Origin of the sequence: Pseudoalteromonas sp. P1-8, from assembly GCF_001399985.1 — a bacterium.
In the GTDB taxonomy this organism is placed as follows: domain Bacteria; phylum Pseudomonadota; class Gammaproteobacteria; order Enterobacterales; family Alteromonadaceae; genus Pseudoalteromonas.
Genome location: NZ_LJSO01000008.1, coordinates 49,611 through 70,984, shown reverse-complemented (window position 1 = coordinate 70,984; position 21,374 = coordinate 49,611). Strand labels below are relative to the sequence as shown.

Genomic DNA, 21,374 nt, shown 5'->3' with positions numbered 1-21,374 from the left:
ACCTTGAGAAAACGTGTTATGAGAATTAAGCCAAGTTTAAATGGATTAATTAACACGCTTTATGCTTAAATAGCCAAATAACATGCACAATAGGCCAAAAGCAACTGGTCGGAGCAATTTGAGTGACGAAACTTCAACAAGTAAAAGCCATTGAAATTAGTATTTTGGTTTATCCTCATTTATTAATAACCAGTTTAACCCTGCCTATTGAAATGCTCAGAGCTGGTGAGGCCTTTGCAAAAAGCCATCGTCAGCAGAACGAATTTAAACCTCTAAACATCAATTTAGTGGCAAGTAGTCTAAAAGCGATCCCTAATCGTACTGGGCTTTCAATTATGCCCGATTGCGAAACCGTCACCGCGCCTGCTAGTGACTTGATTATTGTGCCTGGGATTTGGCGAAACCCGCGTCCTGTGGTGAGCAATCAGCAAAGTTTGGTGAACTGGCTTGGTAATTCTTGGCAACAAGGCAGTCATATCATTGGTGTAGGCACAGGTAATTGTTTAGTTGCAGAAGCAGGCTTATTGGATGGCCACCCGGCTACCACCCACTGGCATTACGCAGAACAATTTAAACGTGACTACCCTAAAGTGCAGCTTAAGCCTGATTTTTTCATCACACAGTCTGAGCGCATGTATACAGTTGCGAGTTTAAATGCCCTTGCCGATGTTATTGTGCATATTATTAGTCAATATTACGGACGAGAAGCAGCGCAGCATGTTGAGCGTAATTTCTCCCATGAAATTCGTAAGCCCTATGAAGATCAGCGCTACCTTGAGGGTGCCGTTGATAAACACCCAGACGAACTCATTGCACAAATTCAATTTTGGTTAAAAAACAATTTAACATCTGAACTGACTCTGCAAGAAATTGCAGCACAATTTAGTTTAAGCTACCGCACCTTTACACGCCGTTTTCGCCAAGCCACCAGCCAAACTCCTGTGGAGTATTGGCAACAGTTGCGGGTACAAACTGCAAAAGAGTTATTAGCGTCTTCAAATTTGTCTATTCAAGAAGTTGCACTGGAAGTTGGTTATAACGACCAAGGTCACTTAACACGGGTATTCAAGAAAGTGCTTTCACAAACACCTAGTGAATATCGCACAGTCGTTAGACGAAAACTATTTGGATAAAGCTAAAATGCCGGAATTGTTCTAAGCAAAGGTCAGATTAATCATATTTAAGTTGCTGAATTAAAAATTATTACTAAGCTTTTAGTTAGTTGTATAGGTATTTGTTTGAGTCTAAAAATGTATCAGCTTGATTATGATGAATTAGTGCAAAGTTGGAATAAAACCCTCGAAGTTTTAGCCCTTTTTGCTGATGTACCCGTCGCCTTAGTAATGAAAGTAGAAAACAATATTATTAGTGTGTTTTCAAAAAACAATAACCAAGCAAATCCTTATGAAATTGGTGACAGTGAAGAGTTAGAAGATTCAGGCCTTTATTGTGAGCATGTCGTAAAAACGCAGAACTTACTGAACATACCAAACGCACTTGTTGATGAGAACTGGAAAGAAAACCCTGATATCAAGCTTAATATGATTTCTTATTTAGGTTTACCTATATGTGCAGGAGACACCACCCCATTTGGCACAATTTGTATCTTAGATAGCAAACCCCATGAATATAACGAGCCTGTGATAAAGCTACTCGAAACCATTAAGCAAAGCTTCGAAACACAACTGAAATTATTGTATCAGCAAAAACAAGCGTTTGAGCAGCAACAGTTTGCTGAACTAGCCACTTTAATTAGAGGAATAGCCCACGAGCTCAACACACCACTCGGTAACTGCATTACCGCAGTAGATGTTACTCAACTTACTGTCAAAGAAACACAAACCAGACTTTTAAAAAAACGACTTAGCCAACAAGCACTGCAAAATACTTTAGAGACATTGATAAATACCAATGAACTACTAAACAGAAACTTAACATCATCTGCTTATAAAATACGTATTTTACAAGATTTGTTGTATACCAAATCACAATCAAGTAAAACAATCATGACGTTAGCTCAGCTTTCGGAGTCACTTTATAAACACTTAGAAGAGCAAATAAAACATCGCAGTATCAAATTAGACATTAATTATCAAAACCCGCATAGCCAATTAGAAGTTGAAATAGACTTGCTAAAACAAGTGCTGTTTATTTTATTGCAAAACTCAATTGAGCATGCATTCAACAATATTACAGACCCTTTAATAGAAATTGATATTTTTGATTTTGATGAGGTGTTAAAAATTCACTACACCGATAACGGCACCGGTATCAGCAGTACTGAACTAAGCTCAATTTTCACCCCATTTTATAAAGGTAAAAACAACCAATCAGGTATAGGGCTTGGCCTCAGCATAGCGAAGAAAATAGTTAGCCAACAACTGCAAGGCGATATTTGCGTACAAGAAAGTGATGTAGGCGCCCACTTTTTAATTAGTTTGCCAAAGTAAGCTAAAAAGTTTAAATGTCTTTCGTGAATAAAATCTTACTAGTTTGTGTGCTGCCTCTGTCTTCATAGCCTGTTATGGCATAACCATTTTTGATAAGCATACTTAGCATTGCAGGAAAACGGTTCATCGACTTAACCTTTATGGTTAGGTAATTGTTGGCTTTAACCCATGCTTCTTGCGCGTTTAATAAAGCCTTTGCAATGCCCTGCCCTCTACATTTTGGTGCAACCGCCCCAAGCCAGCTATAGAAAGTGTTTGAATCTAACGCATAACCCAGTTTATATGCCACAGGCTCATTATCGATATAAGCCACTAAAGCTAGGTGGTCAACATCTGCACACTGTGCTTGTAATTTACTAAGGGTATTTCGGCCATCAAACTCAGGAATTTGACTATCAACAAGTAACAGCTCTTCTAAACTAGCTGCTTTTATCGTGTAACAAGGCTCCATTAACCACTCTAATCTTTAATCTAACTTCACTTTTCTTTTCGATAATACAACTTTGAATAGCGTTTTACACGGGCATGTACACCGCGCCCTAAGCTCTTAAATTTAGCTTCAAGTACATCTACGCCATATAAAATACCTACTACCAGCACAGATAGTTTTATCGCAGCGAGTAAGTTATCAGTAGCAATAACAACACCAATTGATGCTAATACCCAAATTGTCGCAGCAGATGTTACACCAACTACCGCGCCATCTTTTGCAAGCATCACCCCTGCACCTAAAAAGCCGATACCAGTAATGATCTGGCCAACTACACGTGAATGATCAATATCTTCCCCATGCAACATAAACGCTGTTGATAGAAACAAATAAGTACCTAACACAATAAGCGCTGACGTACGAATACCCACAGGTTTGCCGCGTAATTGACGCTCCATACCAATAATTGCGCCGCAAAAAGCGGCGCTACCAATTGCTGACCAAGAATAAGGGGCAATATCAAATATACTACTCAGTGTCACTGCACTTCCAAATCAAACTAACAATCAAAATTATAAATAAAAGGCCATCGCTGTACTGAGACGCGATGAACCAAAACTGGCCATTTTGCTAAAATCGGCTTTGGCTATAGGCACATGCTGACAATCAATCGCCAATTGTTTTTCGTTTTCACAAAATGGGTCATGCACATACAAGCAATGATCATCAATATGCGTTACACACACCCAGTGCGGTGATTTTTTACCATCAAACCGATAAGTGCTGATCAATAACACCACTGCTTTACCCTCAGCAAGCCAATCTTCAATGGTAGCCAAGGTTAACTCTTGATACCTCACAGGCAGTTTTGCAGCTATTGATTCAGCCACAAACTGATTATGTACGGTATGCAAAATGGCTTTTTTCTTTTCACTTCTTACACCATCAATAAACAAAGTATCACGGGTATTTAAAACAACATCGGCTTTAAAACCACGTTTCATTGCTGCAAGTGCTAACCCTAGAGGGTGACAACCGCCATGCCCTGAAGTCATGAAGATAGTCGTGGCTTCACGCCAGATATCCAGCTCTTTGAGTTGGCTCATTGCGGTATCATTCAATGATGACATTGCCATTAATAACGCCGCTGGGCCACAAGTAAATTCGGTAGTTTGCTGGTACCAAGGTGTGTGTTTATCGGCATTAAATTCGATATTACGACGAATGTTTTTTTGCATTCGATGAGCATCACTATGGTCATCATAATAATCACTGTAATGACCAAACACCTGATAACCCAGTTTTTCATATAAGCGAATTGCTGATTGGTTGTTTACCGCAACTTCTAAACGCATGTATAAACGGCCCCGTTTAGCCGTTTCATTTTCAAGCGCAAGAAGTAACTGTGAAGCAATCCCTTTGCCTTGCTGCGATTGCAAAACCGCCAGTGAATATAACCGGGCAAGCCGCGTCCCTTTGTGGCACCACACTAAACCATAACCAACCAGTTGATTATCTACCTCAGCCACCATCAATAAGCCGTGAGTTGCGCTGATCCAGCGTTTTAAACTACGGCTACTTAATCTATCTTGGCTAAAGCTTTGCTCTTCAATGACGACAAGAGCCGTCAAATCCGTGGCCTGTGCAAAGCGGATTTGACAAACAGATGCGTTCATTAACCGCGGCCTCGTGCTTCTAGGCGTTGTTTAAACTCATCCATAATGATCATATAAAGCTCATCACCTAAATAGGCATCTTCGACTTTATGGTCGATACTTGGGTTGTCATTCACTTCTAACACGTATGCTTTACCTTGATGCTCTTTAACATCAACACCATACAAACCTTTCCCCACTGTTTTACAGGCTTTTAATGCCGCATCAAGCACCACTTTAGGTAACTCAAAGGTTGGCAAGGTCTCAAAACCACCTGAGAAGAAGCGTTTTGCATCATGGTTATAAATTTGCCAGTGATTACGGGCCATTAAATAACGACACGCATAAATTGCACGGCCATTTAACACCCCGACACGCCAATCATATTCGGTGTACATGTACTCTTGTGCTAGCACAAGTGCGCTGAACTCAAACAGTTCTGTTAACTTAGCAACTAACTCATCACGATTAGCGACTTTAAATACGCCTTTTGAGAAAGAGCCTTCTGGCATTTTTAATACCAGTGGGTAGCTGAAGTTTGCTTCTAAACTTTCAATTGTCTCTTCACTTGTATCAGCTACAACGTGAGTTTTTAAACTTGGCACTTTTTGATAATTAAAGGCATCGTGCAAATACACTTTATTACAACAGCGCAGTATTGACTCTGCATCATCAATGACCACTAACCCTAAGCTTTGTGCTTTACTCGCTAAACGATAGGTTGGATGGTCGATGGCTGTGGTTTGGCGAATAAATAACGCATCAAATTGTGCAATATTGGTAATTTCATCAAATGTCAGTGCTTGGGCATAAATACCATGTTTAGCGGCTGCTTTAATAAATTTAGCAATGGCATCTTTATCACTTGGCGGCACCTTTTCTTGGTGATCAACCAATATAGCCATATCCCAACGGTAACGACGTTTTTTATCGTGAATGCGCCATACAGACATCGTAAAGCTACTGAGTTGTTTTACAAACTCTGTAAAGCCAGTTTCATCTAATGATGCAATTGTGCCTTGCTTTACAACACCTTGCTCATCACACACCAAAATAGGCGCTGGATATTGCGAGAATAATGCTTTGGTTGCCTTACTTTGCTGCTCTTTATCTGTGTGACCAAAAAAGACAGTGCCACCAGCAAGCGCTTTATGACGCGTGCTGTGCTCATCGCTACGTAGCGCATTAATTGTTTTTACACTCGGTAATACCTGGTGCTTTCTTGCTTCAGCAAGCAAAGAACAATAATAACCTTTACTTAAATACTGCCCTGTATCACACAAGTTTAAAATGCGTGTTTTTGGCTCATTATGTTTTGGGTAATCACGTAAGTAGGTGTCAAAGGTAATGACATTTTCGAAATTTTGAGCAATACGTTGCTCATTGTTATCAACCACAATCAAGGTTTTAAACACGACTTTTCCTAAATTAAGTCTTATGAAAAAATGAAAACACCCAGCCAATTAAGTGAACGCATGAGGCTAAACTTCACTTAACTAGATGGGTGCTTATAAGCATTAAGCTTGATGTGATTTATAGAGGTTTTTTTGCTTTGTGACCAACGAGATATTTTTTACTTGAAGATGAAATTTACTGATTAAAAATACCAATAATTAAATTAACTGTTCTATGGCGTACAACTGTTTATTGCCAGCAATAGAGAGTTCAACTTCATCATCAAGGCTCTTTCCAATCAATTGCTTACCTAACGGCGCTTCTCGTGTCACAACATAAATAGGCTGTTCTTTTACGGTGACTATTAAGCCACCTGCACTTGGGCCCATAAAAAACCACTTTGCGTAATCTTGTTCATCGACAAGACACACTAATGCACCTTCACGAACCTTATTAAATTCGCTTTCTTTAAACACCGTATTGAATGCCTGAATATCACGGTAGCACTCATTAACTCGTTCAGCTTGCCCTTGCGCTAGATAAGCAGCCTCTAAACCCAAGGTATCGTATTGGGTTTCAGCAACACTTTCTTCGTGGGTTGCAGCGTCATGAGCCGCTTTTGCCGCTGCTTTGGCGTTTTGCAGTTGTGCCTCTAGCGCAAAGCGTAAATGTTCAATTACGTGTGTTTTATTCATATCAAAGCAGTTAAAACAGAAAAGCCGCTATTCTATGGAAAAATAGCGGCTGATGAAAGTAAGTTATAAAACTGACTTACGGCATATCCATATAGGCTTTGGTTTTATCATCCAGTGTTTGGGTGTAATTTTCTGAACTTAACCCCAATAACTGCGGCAAGGTAGCGGCGATACAAATCGATGAGAAGGTTCCCACCACAATGCCTGCAAATAACGCAATGGCAAAGCCCGTTAATGCAGCACCAGCAAGCAACCAAATACAGGCAATGGTCGCAAGTGTTGTGCCTGAGGTGATCAATGTACGCGTTAACGTAGAGCCAATTGCATCATTAATCACAACATGGGTGTTAATGCGTTGATTGTCTGGCTGAATACGTAAAAGCTCTCTAACTCTGTCACCAACAATAATTGAGTCATTTAATGAATAACCAATAATAGCCAGTAAACTCGCCAGCACGGTTAAATTAAACTCAAGCCCAAGTAAGGAAAACAAGCCCAGCACTAAAGTTAAATCATGTAACAGTGCAACCACTGAACCTACCGCGAGTCGCCATTCAAAGCGCACTGCTAAATAAACCATAATTGCAATCAGCGCCGCAAATAAAGCTAAACAACCTTGTTCAAAAAGCTCATCACCCACTTGTGAGCCTAAAAATGAGCTAGATAATACGCTATACTCTACACCTTGGTCATTCAGCTCTGCTTGCCAAGTACTGGCTTTGCTAGCCTCTGGTGCTTCTCTTAAAACAAAGTGATATTCACCTGCTTTAGTGATGGTTAATTTGCTCGCAACCTCGGGGCTTAACTTTGCCTTTAAATCAGCAATTGTCGTGACTGACGTTGTGTTAATTTCACTGATGTAGCCACCTGTAAAATCAAGGCCAAAATTTAGTCCTTTTACAGATAAAACACCTAGGCTTGCGATGACTAAAACACAGCTTAGCAATAACCCTAAAACGCGTGCTTTACTCGCTGCAGTTAATGTTGACCAACTCATGCTTTAGCCCCCGTCAAATTGGTTAGTTTAATGTAGAGTGTTTGGCTAAGCGCTTTTGAAATATAAACGCCAGTAAAGACACTGGTTAATAGCCCAAGCGCTAATGTGATTGCAAAGCCTTTCACCGGTCCATATCCAATGGCGTATAGGATAATTGCTGTGATCATGGTTGTTACATTGGCATCAAAAATGGTCGTAAATGCTTGGTTATAGCCTTGTTCAATCGCTTGATAAGTGGGTCGACCTTTACGTTTCTCTTCTTTTATTCGCTCAAAGATAATCACATTTGTATCAACTGCCATACCTATCGTTAGTACAAGCCCTGCAATACCTGGCAGTGTCAACACAACACCCGGCAATAACGACATTAAACCAACTAAAGCCGTTAAATTAAGGAGTAAAGCAATATTGGCAATCAATCCTAAGCGACGATACCAAAGCGCCATAAATGCAAGGGTAATACCGATGCCCAGCATTAACGCAGCTAAGCCGTGTTCAATGTTTTCACTGCCTAAGCTTGGGCCTATGGTTTGTTCTTGTACAATGGTCACTGGCGCTGTGAGTGAACCTGCGCGGAGTAAAAGCGCTAAATCGTAGGCTGCTTGCGGGCTTTTCATATTAGTAATACTAAAACGAGAACTTAAATGCTGGGCAATGTTTGCCACATTGATCACTTCGCTTTTTTTAACAACGTCGCCATTTGCATCCCGTGAGTATTCCGAATACACCGTGGCCATAGGCTTACCTATATTGTGCTTAGAAAATGCAGACATCGCATCGCCACCTTGCGAATCTAAACTAAGCTGAACTAAAGGCTTGCCCCATTCATCTTTGCCAACACTGGCATTATTAATGTGATCACCTGAAAAAATCGCAACAGGGTTTAAATTAACAACGCCACCGCCTTGCACATTAAACGCTTTACCTCCTACTTCGACGACCTGATAAAAATCGAGGGTCGCAGTTGCACCAATAATACGCTTAGCTTCAGATGGGTCTTGCACACCGGGTAACTCAATGCGAATACGCTGCTTACCTTGTCTTTGCGTTACCGCTTCAGTGATACCAAGCTCTTCAATGCGACCACGCAGGGTTGTTAAGCTTTGCGCCATAACTTGTTTATTAAATTCGCTTTGGCTTTGCTCGTTAAAATGTAGTAATACCGTAGTTAGGTTATTCGTTGTTGATTTAGTTTGCATCAGGCCTTTGAATTGACCTTGCAACGTTGAAACAAGCCCTGCAAGTTGCTCCTCGGAGCTTGGTAAAATTTGTAGCTCAACCCCTTCTTTGACTTCACTTGCCCGGATCCCACGGATTTTGTCTTTACGAAGCGTCAATTTAGTTTGTTGATACACACTATTTAAGTGCTCTTGCATTGCTTTATCAAGGTCAACATCAAGCACAAATAACACCCCACCATTTAAATCGAGTCCCAATTTAATCGGTGATAGACCCAGCTGCTGGAGCCATTGCGGGCTTGTCGCATGCTCAACAATTTTAGCCTCTAGTTGTGGGTATTGTGTTTTGATAAAACTCAGCGCATTGGCACTTTGAGTAGGCTCAGCTAATAAAATAGCCAGCAGTGCTTGGCTATCATTGGCTTCAGTCACTTCAAAACCATGTTGATTTAGTGATGTTGTCACACTTTGCAGCGTCACAGTTTGATCTGGCAAGCTAATGTGCAACCAAGATTTGTTAGGGTAAAGGTTAGGTAGTGCACTAACCGCTAATAAAAAACACGCCGCTATCATAGCGACATAACTCATTTTTAGACGACGCCATAGCGCCGGCTTTGATTTATGTGACATACATGACTTCCTTCCGGCATTGTCAGCCGGTAAATATTTAATTAAAAAAAATAAAAAGTAACGAAGGAAGTCGTTTAGCTATGGAAGGTGGTATTGGCTTTGTACAAGAGGTTGGCGTCTTTCCAGCCACTAATGCGGGATTTTCGTTGAGTTGCTAATGCAAACCATGGGAGTACACGCACTACACCTGGCGGCGCTAAAAAGTGCTCTTTTCTCCAGTCTTCAGCAAAGAATTCAATTAATAACTCGTAATCAGGGTCAACCTGACTGTGATAAAGAAATAATGATGAATTACTGGCAGTTAAACGCGGCACTAGGGTATCAAACCCGGATGGTTCTACCGGTTTAGGATGTTCAACTGCATGAGTTTGGGAAATAACTGGGGTTTTAGTCAGCTCGACTTGGAACAATTTAGTCGCAGCAAAGTGTGAGTGCGTGTCAGGCATAGCCATGCTCTGTGAGCTAAAGAACACAGTAAATAGCAAGATAATGACTGAGAAAAACCGTAACAAGAACTGACCAATAAATTAAGTGGATAACAGGGATATAATGAGGGCAAAAAAATAAAACACAAGTTATTACTTAAACAAACAGTAACAAAATAAAAGTGACTACAATAAAAGCGGGCCTAATTAAGCCCGCTTAGTAATTTAACTTTGTTAAACTTCTAATGATGACATATCGATAACAAAGCGTGAGGCCATATCACCTTGCTTTAACTTATCGAATGCGTCATTTATTTGGTCCATTTTAATCATTTCAACTTCTGGCAGAATATTATGCAGTGCACAGAAATCGAGGATTTCTTGAGTTTGCGCTATACCACCAATCAATGAGCCAGCAACACGGCGACGTCCCATTAATAATGGCACTGAGTTAGTTTCTTCAAGTTCACCCACTTGACCAACCAATACTTGCGTTCCATCAATATCTAAAAGCGGAATATACGGCGTAAAGTCGTGTTTTACCGGAATGGTATTAATGATCACATCAAATTGATTTGCATGCGCTTGCATGGCAGCTTCATCGCTCGATACCAATAAATCTTTTGCGCCATAAGATAAAACCTGCTGTTTTTTCTTATCACTACGGCTAATTGCCGTAACATGTGCGCCCATTGCAGCTGCGATTTTTATTGCCATATGACCTAAACCACCTAGCCCGATCACACCAACACGGCTACCTGGGCCGACATTCCACGTGCGTAGTGGCGAATAGGTTGTGAGACCGGCACATAAAATTGGTGCACATTTAGCAAGGTCTAAGCCTTCAGGCACGCTCAATACAAACTCTTCACGCACCACAATGTGTTTTGAATAACCACCTTGAGTGAGCTCACCACTAATGCGGTCTTGTCCTGAATAGGTCCCTACCATACCTTCGCGACAAAACTGCTCTTCACCGTTATGACACTGGTCACAGCTTAAACAGCTATCAACCATACAACCCACAGCAACATTATCGCCCACTTTATATTTAGTAACGCCGCTGCCTACTTCAAGGACGCGACCAACGATTTCATGGCCTGGTACCACTGGGTATTGAGTCCAGCCCCAGTCGTTTTCTGCGGTGTGTAAGTCAGAATGGCACACGCCACAATAAAGAATTTCAATTGATACATCTTCATCACGAAGTGCACGGCGTTCAAAGTGATACGGCTCTAATGGTTTTTCAGAATCATGTGCTGCATAACCGACGGTTTTCATGCTTACTCCTTAATTTTCTTCGTGTTTTACTCATGCATTTAACTAATTTGCTAATGCGCTGGTGTATAATGCATTCAGTATAGAGGTAAATTAACAAATTACACTTGCCTAAAACACGAAAGCTTTTGCCTATTTTTATCAAATTGATTTTAAGAGACCCCCATGCGTGGAATGAGCCGCAAAGAACAGGTGACGAGATCGCCTGATGCAATGAACTTATCACAAAGCATAAAAACACTCTGGCCCTATTTAATGACCTTTAAAGGCCGGGTTATTTTAGCCATCTTAGCGCTTATTGCTGCAAAAGGCGCCACATTGCTGATGCCTTGGGCACTAAAAAAAATAATTGACGCGGTTGATGCGAGTATCAACCCGCTATTAAGCGTTCCTATTGCCTTGCTGATCGCCTATGGTTTACTGCGCTTTGCCAGTGTATTTTTTGGTGAAGTACGCGATGCGTTATTTGGCCGTGTTACAGAGCACGCTATGCGCCATATTGGCTTAAAAGTATTTAAACACTTGCATAGTTTAGAACTTGCCTTTCATCTTGACAGGCAAACAGGCGGTATCAGTCGCGATATAGAGCGTGGCACAAGTGGCCTCAGCTTTTTAATGCGCTTTTTGATGTTTAACATCGTGCCAACGCTATTTGAAATAATCACAGTAGCCATTATTTTTGCAACCTTGTTTTCACCTTGGTTTGCACTGGTCACATTAATTGCGGTTGCTAGTTACATTGCTTTTACTGTGATTGTAACTCAGTGGCGTAACCGATTTATTCGTGAAGCAAATACTGCCGATAACAACTCAAACACCCGTGCAATCGACAGCTTACTAAATTACGAAACCGTTAAGTACTTCAACAATGAACACTATGAAGCGAGCACCTACGACGGCTTTTTAGCTAAGTGGGAACAAGCGAGGCTAAAAAATCGTTTATCGTTACTTGCGCTTAATTCAGGGCAAGCACTTATTATAGCCACGGCTATTACAGCACTAATGTGGCTAGGTGCCAGCTCAGTGGTCAACAAAGAGCTAACAATAGGTGAGCTTGTGATGATCAATGCTTATATGATCCAGTTATTTTTACCACTTAACTTTTTAGGTTTTGTTTATCGTGAGATACGCCGTGCGCTGACTGACCTTGAAAATATGCTGGGGCTGTTAAATCGAAAAGCCGCCATTAGCGATGACAAAGATGCAAAACCATTAAAAGCAACCAAAGCAGCTATTCGATTTGAAAATGTGTCGTTTAGTTACGACAAACAAAGGCCAATTTTAAATAACTTAAGCTTTGAGGTTACTTCTGGCAGCAAAGTGGCGATTGTGGGTGCCAGTGGCGCAGGTAAAAGCACTCTAAGCCGCCTGCTCTACCGTTTTTATGATGTTGATGCAGGTAAAATTTATATCGATGAGCAAGCAATCAACACAGTGACACTTGAAAGTTTGCGCCAAGCAATTGCCATCGTACCGCAAGATACCGTGCTGTTTAACACCAGCATTCGCGAAAACATCGCCTACGGAAATCCAACGGCAAGCGAAGATGAAATTGATAAAGCCATAAACCTTGCCCATTTAGATGGATTTATTGCCAGCCTAGATAAAGGCGATAAAACCCTTGTTGGTGAACGCGGTTTAAAAGTATCAGGCGGTGAAAAACAACGCATTGCAATTGCCAGAGCCATTTTAAAAGGTTCACCGATTTTATTATTTGATGAGGCAACATCGGCGCTAGATTCGCATTCAGAGCAAGCTATTTTAAGTGCGATGCGTGAAGTCGCACAAAGACATACCAGCTTAGTCATTGCGCATCGTTTATCAACAATTACTGACGCTGACAAAATTATTGTTATGAAACAAGGACAGGTTGTTGAGCAAGGTCAGCACCATCAACTGCTTGCAGCAAATGGTGAATACGCACGAATGTGGCAGTTACAGCAAAGCGATGAATAAACACTGTTAACTAGTAGGTTAAATGATTAGAATAACCGCTTTATTTTTATCTATAACAAAAAGGCAACACGCAGATGGGCAGAGCTTATCAAAACAAAAAAGACTCAATGGCAAAAACTGCGGGTGCAAAAACCAAAGTTTATTCAAAGTACGGAAAAGAAATTTATATCTGCGCTAAGAATGGTGGTGTTGATCCCGATGGCAACTTAGCGCTTCGTCGCTTAATTGAGCGTGCTAAGAAAGACCAAGTACCTACGCATGTAATCGAGCGTGCAATCGATAAAGCCAAAGGCGGTGGCGGCGAAGATTATGTAGCAACTCGCTACGAAGGTTACGGCCCGGGCAACTGTATGATCATTGTTGACTGTTTAACCGACAACAACAAACGTACCTTTGCTGACGTACGTGTTTGTTTTACAAAAGCGAATGCAAAAATTGGTGCGCAAAACTCAGTATCACACTTATTTGATCACCTCGCTATTTTTGTATTTGATGGTGATGATGACGAGGCTGTTTTAGAAGCACTAATGATGGCAGATGTAGATGTAACAGATGTAGAAGTTGAAGACGGTAAAGTGACTGTATTCGCTCCACACACTGAGTACAACAATACCCGTACAGCACTTGAAGAAATGGGGATTACTGATTTCCACGAAGATCTAATTGCTTTTGTGCCGCAAGTAGAAGCACCCATTGAAGGTGAAGACGTTGAAGTCATGGAACGCTTTTTAGCCATGCTAGAAGACTGTGACGACGTACAAAACGTTTACCACAACGCACAGTTTTAATTAAAAAGGCCAACCAAGTTGGCCTTTTACCTTTTAGCCCAAAGGAATCAACATTGAATACCCTCGAAGAGTTAAAAGCCGGTTCTCTACAAGGTTGTACACGGCTTCAGCTTGTTGCAGAACTAACCGAATTGCCAAAAGAAATTTATACCCTAGCCGATACGTTAGAAATCCTCGATTTATCTAATAATCAGCTAAGTGATTTACCTGACGATTTTTACAAATTAAAAAATCTCAAACGGCTGTTTTTATCATTTAATCAGTTTAAACATATTCCAGACGTGCTAAGACAATGCCCAAACTTAATCATGGTGGCATTTAAAGGTAATCAAATTACTGAATTTAAAGCGCACTGTTTACCAACGAAGATTGAATGGCTGATCTTAACTGATAATCAAATTCCTGCTTTACCTGATACATTTGGTGAGTACAGCAAGCTTAAAAAGCTCTCACTGGCAGGTAATCAGTTAACTGATTTGCCAGCTTCGATGGCTAATTGTAAAGAGCTTGAGCTAATCCGTTTAAGTGCCAATAAGCTTACAAAAGTTGAAGATTGGCTTTTAGCTTTACCGAAACTTGCTTGGCTTGCCTTCTCTGGTAACGATTTAAATCGCTCAACTAGCTTACACTGTGAGCAGTTTAGCAAAATTGCACTGGATGAATTCGAAGTTAAAAAGCAGATTGGCCAAGGTGCGTCTGGGGTCATTCATTTGGCCAATTGGCATCAACGTCCTGTTGCCCTTAAGTTATTTAAAGGCGAGATCACCAGTGATGGCTATCCACTTGATGAGCTAAATTGTTGTTTAAAAGCAAGTGAGCATCCAAATCTCATTAAAGCATTGGGCTATGTCGATGAAGAGTCACAACTTGGTTTAGTGATGGAGCTTATCAGTAGAGAGTTTAGTAATCTTGGTTTGCCCCCCTCCCTTGCAACTTGTACCCGTGACACATTCGAAGACAACTGCCAGTACGCGCCAGAAATGGTGCTAAAAATCGTCAAGCAAATGGCAAGTACCCTCGCCCATTTGCATCAAAAACAAGTAAGCCATGGTGACATTTATGCCCATAACAGCATGATCAATTCACAGGGCGAGTTATTATTTGGTGACTTTGGTGCTGCAACTGACTTATCAATGCTGACACCTAATCAACAGCAGCTATTAGAAGGCATTGAAGTACGCGCCCTTGGTTATTTTATCGATGATTTACTGACTGTAGTCACTGAACAGAACGACATTACCAACATGCTTGATGACATAGCTCAAGAGTGCTTAGGACTCAACTCAGACAAACGCCCTCGCTTTTCTGAGCTAGTTTCGCGATTATGAGTGTAGTTAATTATAAATAAAGCCTCAGTGAGGCTTTATTTTTGCTTTTTAAACGGGAACACCTGCTGCTTTAACATCCCTTCGGGCATGTAATCGCCAACCACACCATATTTATCGGGCCACTCTGCTTGACCTTTGACAGCAGTGCCAAATAGATAATCTAAAAAAGAAAAATGCGCAGCATAGTTACGGTCAATGGCCGCTTTATCAGATGAATGATGCCAATGATGAAACTGAGGCGTAACCAGCAAATACTTTAGCCAACCAAACTTCACCCGAACATTAGCGTGGTTAAACACAGCCTGAAAGCCAACAATAATGACATATAGGCTAATAACATCCGATGGAAAGCCGAGCACAAAAATAGGTGTGAGCACTAAGCTACGCGTCACGAGTATTTCTAAAATATGCTGACGTGAGCCTGCAAGCCAATCCATTTCTTTTGCACTGTGATGTACGGCATGAAAACGCCAAAGCAGGGGTACTTCGTGATAAGCTCTATGCACAAAGTACTGCATTAAATCAGCCACTAAAATGATTAAAAATAGCTGCAGTACAAATGGCAGTTGAATAATAAAGCCTTGTACTGTATCAGAAACAGCCCAGCCAAATGCGTGATGCACAAACTGATTGGTTGCAAGAAGCACAAAACCAATAATTAAGTGATTAACAAAGAAATGATTTAAATCACCCTGCCACTCAGAGCGGAGGATTTTTTGCTCTTTACGGTGCGGCAGTAGCTTCTCAATTAGAATAAAAATCAGTGTGGATCCAAGTAAATCAAGAATGAACCAATCAAGCCCCAAGTACGGCGTATTATCTCTAAAATCACCCACTTCAACATTCGGCCCACCAAATGCAATAGCAAGTAAGATCAACACCCAAGCCGTTGCACCGAGCCGCTTATTAGTATTACGAACAAAGTTCAACAACCCTAAACTGCCTGAAATAATCAATGCCACAAACATCAGCTGGCGTAAAAACTCGACACTGTAATTTTGCCTGAGCTCAGGGGTCGTTAAGTACTCTGGAAAATGAAATGCTAATACCCCTAAACAGGATAAAATCGCTAAGAAGCAAGCGATATAGCCACTGATATTGCCTTCACCCACTTGAAACTGCTCAGCCCTAAATAGCCGATGATAAAGACGTGCCATAATATAAAAATCCATTTATCAATTTTTTGCAGCTTAACACAGAAGAATTTAGGAACAAATATCCGCTAGACCATTACTATTATGTGTACATAACCAGTTATTAGCGAATAACTGTCTAAGATTATTGAATATCCATATCCCTATGAAACAATTTAGGCTTATAAAATAATAAGCCTTTAAACTATTATTGAAATGCTTTATCAAACTTATCTTGATCTAGGTATTTATCGAATGCACCTAGAGCATTACCCACACTTGGCTCAGCCATTAACTCTTGCATTGCAACTTCACCGACAATACCGAATGCGTTTTCCATTGCCCCCTGACCGCCGACTTCAATCGCAGCCTTTGCTTGCTTTGGGCAGTCTTCGGTTAATAAACGCGTAACTAATGCACCAACATAGCGATTAGTTTCATCTATATCTTGCTCTGTCACGTTCGAGAAAGGTTTAATAATACTATGCGTCGACATCCCCAGATAAATCCACTTAGCGAGATTTTTCCGCTCTTTGCCATTTAGTGAATCAGTTAAACACACTGCAAGTTGCTGAGCTTCTTCTGATGCTGAAGCATAACTAGGCAGTAACGACATTACAAAGAGTGAAGTAGTTAATAAGATTTTTTTCATTATTTTCCTCATAAAATGGGATTAACCATAGAATTCTACTTCAGTTTTTACACCAAATGGTAAAATGAATTCTCTAAATTCAGGGTCCCCTTGCTGAGCTTTTGGATATTTAAGGTTATACATATTCTTTTTAAACATATTTAAGAATTGCTTATTTTGCAGCTTATTATCTAATACACTGACTTTCACAACATCACCCGCTTGATTAACCATCATCATAAATAAAATTTTATCATCAGATCGTCTGAAGTCGTCTTTTGCTTTTGATATCACATCTTTGGGAATATTAAAATCGGGTAGGTTTTTATCTTGTGTTGATGAGCAAGACACTAACAAGAGGCATAAAGGTATTAAAAATTTATTCATCATCTGTCCCTAAAAATGTTTAAAGACAAGATACTGTGAATAAATGCTTTTATCCAGCAAAAACCAAAAAAGCCACGATAAACGTGGCTTTGTTGGATAAAGCTTAAACTTTTACTGTTCTATTATAAGAACTGACCTAGCGCTTTAACTTGGTCTAACATGCGGTTTGAGAAACCCCACTCGTTGTCGTACCAAGCCATCACTTTAACAAGCTTACCATCTACTTTAGTTTGGGTAGAATCGAAGATTGAAGACGCAGGGTTGTGGTTAAAGTCGATAGAAACAAGCGGTAATTCGTTGTATTCAAGAATACCTTGCATTGCACCTTCTGATGCTGCTTTAACTACTTCGTTGATTTCTGCTGCAGTTGTTTCACGCTTAGCAACAAACGTTAAGTCTACTAAAGAAACGTTGATTGTTGGTACACGTACTGCCATACCGTCAAGTTTACCCGCAAGTTCAGGAAGCACTAGGCCAACTGCTTTAGCTGCACCTGTTTTCGTTGGGATCATTGACTGAGTTGCACTACGTGCACGGTATAAGTCTGGGTGATAAACGTCAGATAAGTTTTGATCGTTTGTGTAAGCATGAATTGTCGTCATGCTACCTTGCTCAATACCTACTGTATCGTTAATTGCTTTTGCAATTGGCGCTAGACAGTTTGTTGTACACGATGCATTTGAAATGATGTTACTGTCAGCGTTTAATACTTCGCTGTTAACACCATGAACAACTGTTGCATCCATGTCCGTGCCAGGTGCAGAAACGATTACTTTTTTAGCACCCGCTTCAATGTGTTTAGCCGCTGCGTCACGTGAAGTGAATAAACCAGTACATTCTAAAACGATATCTACGTTTAGAGCTTTCCAAGGAAGGTTTGCTGGATCACGCTCTTGTGTAAGGGTAATTTCATCATTACCAATTAGCATGGTGTTTTCAGCAAGTGTTACTTTTTGAGAAAATTGACCGTGTACTGAGTCAAATTGAGTTAAATGCGCGTTAACATTTGCTGGTGCTAAATCGTTGATTGCAACGATTTTGATTTCGTTGTTTTGAGCTGACTCATAAAGGGCACGTAATACGTTACGACCAATACGTCCATAGCCATTAATTGCAACATTAATCATTCTAATATCTCCCGTTAATTATTTTACTTCACTTGCTTGGCGAGCAAGCGCTTCAATGGCTTGCCAGTCTTTGTTTTCAATAAGTTGTTTATCTAGCATCCAAGTACCACCTACACAAATTACGTTTTTAAGTGCCAGGTAGTTAGGTGCTGTTTCAAGGCTAATGCCGCCTGTAGGGCAAAAAGTTACTTGTGGTAAAGGGCCACCAATTGATTTCAGCATTGCAGTGCCACCTGCTGCTTCTGCAGGAAAGAACTTTAAGAACTTAAAGCCATGGCTTGCTAATTTCATTACTTCACTTGGTGTTGCTGCACCTGGTAAAAATGGAATATCAGTGTCTTTAGCCAGTGCTAATAATTCGTCGTTTACACCTGGGCTAACCATGAAGTCAGCACCGGCTTCAACAGATGCATTAAATGTCGCTTTATCAACCACAGTACCTGTGCCAACGTATGCTTCTGGTACGGCTTCTTTCATTAGCTTTACAGCTTCTGCCGCAATAGGCGTACGTAAAGTAATTTCTAGTGCTTTTAAGCCACCGTTATAAAGCGCACGTGCAAGGGGTGCTGCATCTTCAAGTTTTTCGATAACAACAACCGGTACCACAGGTGCCGATGATAAAATTTTCTCAATGCTCATTGTTTGTTCCTCATAGCCCAGTAACGGCGTATTATTATTCTAAACCAAAGGCACTTGCGCCTAGGTCTGCACTACTTACTATATTTCTGAAACCTGCGAATAACTCTCGGCCTGTACCATATGTTTGGCTTGGTTGGCTAAGTTGTAGTTCACGTTTTGCTAATTCTTCATCGCTTACGTGTACTTTCAATACACCCGCTGGTGCATCAAGCGTCACTAAATCACCTTCGTGAATTTTTGCGATTACACCACCTTCAACCGCTTCTGGTGCTAAGTGGATTGCAGCAGGAACTTTGCCTGATGCACCCGACATACGGCCGTCAGTCACAATCGCCACTTTGTAGCCTTGGTCTTGTAGTGTTGCCATTACTGGCGTTAATTTGTGAAGCTCAGGCATGCCTTTCGCTTTTGGACCTTGCTCTTTAATTACAGCAATAAAGTCTGTGTTTAATTCACCACGGCTATACGCTTCTTGTAACTCTCCTTGAGAGCTAAATACTTTAGCTGGCGCAGAAACAACTTGATGTGACTCAGCCACTGCCGATACTTTGATAACAGCTTTACCAAGGTTACCTGTAAGAAGCTGTAAACCACCCTGCTTGCTAAACGGGTTATCAATCGGACGTAACACTTCTTCATCGTGTGATTTTTCTGGACACGCTACCCATTTAACTTTGCTTGGGCCAGTGCTGTTAGTCATGATCACTGATGAATCTTTATCTAGCATTGGCTCTGTGGTGTATGCTTCTAAGCCATCACCCACAATCGTTTTCACGTCGTTATGTAAGTAACCTTTGCTTAGTAGTTGCTTCATTAAAAAGCCCATACCGCCGGCAGCTTGGAAGTGGTTCACATCGGCTGAACCGTTCGGGTAAATACGTGTAAGAAGTGGCACAACTTCTGATAAGTCAGCCATGTCTTTCCAAGTAAGGATTACACCCGCTGCTTTTGCAATTGCTACTAGGTGGATTGCGTGGTTTGTTGAGCCGCCTGTTGATAACAAGCCAACTAAACCATTAATAATTGTTTTTTCACTTACTACGTCTGCAAGGCAGTTAGCATCTTTTGTTTCGATTAGCTGCTTTAACATGGTTTCTACAGCATGACCTGTTAAACCATCACGTAGTTCTGTGTAAGGGTTAATGAAAGAGCTACCTGGTAAATGTAGACCCATGATTTCCATTAACATTTGATTAGAGTTTGCCGTACCGTAGAAAGTACAAGTACCTGCACTGTGATACGATGCGCTTTCTGCTTCTAAAAGCTCTTCGCGACTTACTAAGCCTTGTGCAAATTTTTGACGAACACGGGCTTTTTCTTTATTCGGGATACCCGACTGCATTGGACCTGCTGGTAAGAAATACGTTGGTAAATGACCAAATGATAAGGCACCAATTAAAAGTCCAGGGACAATCTTGTCACATACACCTAAACAGAAAACACCGTCGAACACGTCATGCGATAAAGAAACCGCAGTAGACATTGCAATCACGTCACGCGAGAACAATGAAAGCTCCATGCCATCACGGCCTTGTGTAACACCATCACACATAGCAGGTACACCACCAGCAACCTGTGCTGTAGCATCAAACTTAGTGGCAAGGCTTTTGATAATTTCTGGATAGTCTTTGTAAGGAACATGCGCAGAAAGCATGTCGTTATAAGCGTTGATGATAGCTAGATTTGGTTGCTCGTCTGCTTTTAAACGAGCTTTGTCATCGCTGCTACAAGCAGCCATAACGTGTGCAATATTACCACAGCCTAAACCAGCACGAACTCTTGTTTGTTTTTTTGCGTGCGCGATTCGCTCTAAATAGGCTTGGCGGGTCTCTTTACTGCGTTCGATAACGCGTTCGGTGACTTCTTGGATACGAGGATGCAACATATAAATTCGACTCATCTCTATAGTTAGAGGATAAAGGCTCAGTAACAATTACAGACTCCACGAAAATAATTGTACTGAGCAACTTTGATTTACCCGTTCAAAGGTACGCTGACAGGCTGTCTCTCACAACCAACCTGACACCGGTGTCACTGTATTAACTCATGACTGTGACACCGGTGTCAACCTTATCTGTTAAATTTAGTTTAATTTTTTAAAATGACCAAATAATGAACAATTTTATTTTAGTAGAATATGAGTAGAATTCATGTGAAGTGCCACTATTAAAGGCCTATAGGCAAGACAAGCTTTGGGGTTTGTTTTAATTAATACCAACCCGCAATAATACTTAATCATTTTGAGGGATTAA

General features: G+C 40.9%; 20 protein-coding genes. 5 read left to right on the top strand and 15 right to left on the bottom strand.

Annotated features, from left to right (window positions below):
• Window positions 1-122: 122 nt before the first annotated feature.
• Both AN213_RS12540 and AN213_RS12535 read left to right on the top strand, forming a co-directional pair.
• On the top strand, window positions 123-1,133 hold the full coding sequence (locus AN213_RS12540; RefSeq protein WP_055020860.1) for a GlxA family transcriptional regulator: 1,011 nt from the start codon (window positions 123-125) through the stop codon (window positions 1,131-1,133).
• Between the two features lie 105 nt (window positions 1,134-1,238).
• Window positions 1,239-2,450 (top strand): ATP-binding protein, encoded by a 1,212-nt coding sequence (locus tag AN213_RS12535; RefSeq protein ID WP_150114717.1) that lies wholly within the window; start codon window positions 1,239-1,241, stop codon window positions 2,448-2,450.
• A gap of 10 nt (window positions 2,451-2,460) precedes the next feature.
• Here the strand turns inward: AN213_RS12535 and AN213_RS12530 are convergent, their stop codons facing one another.
• From AN213_RS12530 to AN213_RS12490, 9 genes are all read right to left on the bottom strand, one after another.
• A complete protein-coding gene (locus AN213_RS12530) occupies window positions 2,461-2,901 on the bottom strand; it encodes a GNAT family N-acetyltransferase (RefSeq protein ID WP_054561622.1) in 441 nt (146 codons plus the stop codon).
• 26 nt (window positions 2,902-2,927) lie between these two features.
• Entirely contained in the window at window positions 2,928-3,422 is a 495-nt protein-coding gene (locus AN213_RS12525) for an MgtC/SapB family protein (RefSeq protein WP_054561623.1), read from the bottom strand.
• 30 nt (window positions 3,423-3,452) lie between these two features.
• Complete coding sequence (locus tag AN213_RS12520; protein ID WP_054561624.1) at window positions 3,453-4,556, bottom strand: GNAT family N-acetyltransferase/peptidase C39 family protein; 1,104 nt, start codon at window positions 4,554-4,556, stop codon at window positions 3,453-3,455.
• A complete protein-coding gene (locus tag AN213_RS12515; protein ID WP_054561625.1) occupies window positions 4,556-5,950 on the bottom strand; it encodes a RimK family protein in 1,395 nt (464 codons plus the stop codon). The genes AN213_RS12520 and AN213_RS12515 overlap by 1 nt, the downstream gene beginning before the upstream one ends.
• A gap of 198 nt (window positions 5,951-6,148) precedes the next feature.
• Complete coding sequence (locus tag AN213_RS12510) at window positions 6,149-6,625, bottom strand: transcription elongation factor GreAB (protein WP_054561626.1); 477 nt, start codon at window positions 6,623-6,625, stop codon at window positions 6,149-6,151.
• Window positions 6,626-6,701: 76 nt separating this feature from the next.
• Window positions 6,702-7,622, bottom strand: coding sequence for a protein translocase subunit SecF (gene secF, locus AN213_RS12505; protein WP_054561627.1), 921 nt, complete (start codon window positions 7,620-7,622; stop codon window positions 6,702-6,704).
• Entirely contained in the window at window positions 7,619-9,430 is a 1,812-nt protein-coding gene (gene secD, locus AN213_RS12500) for a protein translocase subunit SecD (RefSeq protein ID WP_055198761.1), read from the bottom strand. The genes secF and secD overlap by 4 nt, the downstream gene beginning before the upstream one ends.
• 74 nt (window positions 9,431-9,504) lie before the next feature.
• Window positions 9,505-9,876 carry a hypothetical protein gene (locus tag AN213_RS12495; RefSeq protein WP_150114716.1) on the bottom strand — a complete coding sequence of 124 codons (372 nt, stop codon included), beginning with the start codon at window positions 9,874-9,876 and terminating at the stop codon, window positions 9,505-9,507.
• A gap of 213 nt (window positions 9,877-10,089) precedes the next feature.
• Window positions 10,090-11,136 (bottom strand): NAD(P)-dependent alcohol dehydrogenase, encoded by a 1,047-nt coding sequence (locus tag AN213_RS12490; RefSeq protein WP_055198759.1) that lies wholly within the window; start codon window positions 11,134-11,136, stop codon window positions 10,090-10,092.
• 210 nt (window positions 11,137-11,346) lie between these two features.
• On the opposite strand from AN213_RS12490, the gene AN213_RS12485 reads away from it, so the two are divergent.
• The 3 genes from AN213_RS12485 to AN213_RS12475 all read left to right on the top strand — a co-directional run bounded on the left by AN213_RS12485 (window position 11,347) and on the right by AN213_RS12475 (window position 15,205).
• Window positions 11,347-13,089 carry an ABC transporter ATP-binding protein/permease gene (locus tag AN213_RS12485; RefSeq protein WP_055198833.1) on the top strand — a complete coding sequence of 581 codons (1,743 nt, stop codon included), beginning with the start codon at window positions 11,347-11,349 and terminating at the stop codon, window positions 13,087-13,089.
• 74 nt (window positions 13,090-13,163) lie between these two features.
• Entirely contained in the window at window positions 13,164-13,877 is a 714-nt protein-coding gene (locus AN213_RS12480; protein WP_054561631.1) for a YebC/PmpR family DNA-binding transcriptional regulator, read from the top strand.
• 53 nt (window positions 13,878-13,930) lie between these two features.
• The gene (locus AN213_RS12475) at window positions 13,931-15,205 is read left to right on the top strand and encodes a protein kinase (RefSeq protein WP_055198758.1); all 1,275 of its coding nucleotides are present in this window, start codon (window positions 13,931-13,933) and stop codon (window positions 15,203-15,205) included.
• A gap of 35 nt (window positions 15,206-15,240) precedes the next feature.
• Here the strand turns inward: AN213_RS12475 and AN213_RS12470 are convergent, their stop codons facing one another.
• From AN213_RS12470 to edd, 6 genes are all read right to left on the bottom strand, one after another.
• Entirely contained in the window at window positions 15,241-16,362 is a 1,122-nt protein-coding gene (locus tag AN213_RS12470) for a sterol desaturase family protein (protein ID WP_054562003.1), read from the bottom strand.
• Between the two features lie 184 nt (window positions 16,363-16,546).
• The gene (locus AN213_RS12465; RefSeq protein ID WP_082422943.1) at window positions 16,547-16,990 is read right to left on the bottom strand and encodes a hypothetical protein; all 444 of its coding nucleotides are present in this window, start codon (window positions 16,988-16,990) and stop codon (window positions 16,547-16,549) included.
• Window positions 16,991-17,011: 21 nt separating this feature from the next.
• Entirely contained in the window at window positions 17,012-17,356 is a 345-nt protein-coding gene (locus AN213_RS12460; RefSeq protein WP_054561634.1) for a hypothetical protein, read from the bottom strand.
• Window positions 17,357-17,478: 122 nt separating this feature from the next.
• Window positions 17,479-18,483: a type I glyceraldehyde-3-phosphate dehydrogenase gene (gene gap, locus AN213_RS12455; protein WP_054551438.1), complete on the bottom strand. Its 1,005-nt coding sequence runs from the start codon at window positions 18,481-18,483 to the stop codon at window positions 17,479-17,481.
• An 18-nt stretch (window positions 18,484-18,501) separates the two neighbouring features.
• On the bottom strand, window positions 18,502-19,122 hold the full coding sequence (locus tag AN213_RS12450) for a bifunctional 4-hydroxy-2-oxoglutarate aldolase/2-dehydro-3-deoxy-phosphogluconate aldolase (protein WP_054551439.1): 621 nt from the start codon (window positions 19,120-19,122) through the stop codon (window positions 18,502-18,504).
• Between the two features lie 34 nt (window positions 19,123-19,156).
• Complete coding sequence (edd, locus tag AN213_RS12445; protein WP_054561636.1) at window positions 19,157-21,007, bottom strand: phosphogluconate dehydratase; 1,851 nt, start codon at window positions 21,005-21,007, stop codon at window positions 19,157-19,159.
• Window positions 21,008-21,374 lie beyond the last annotated feature (367 nt).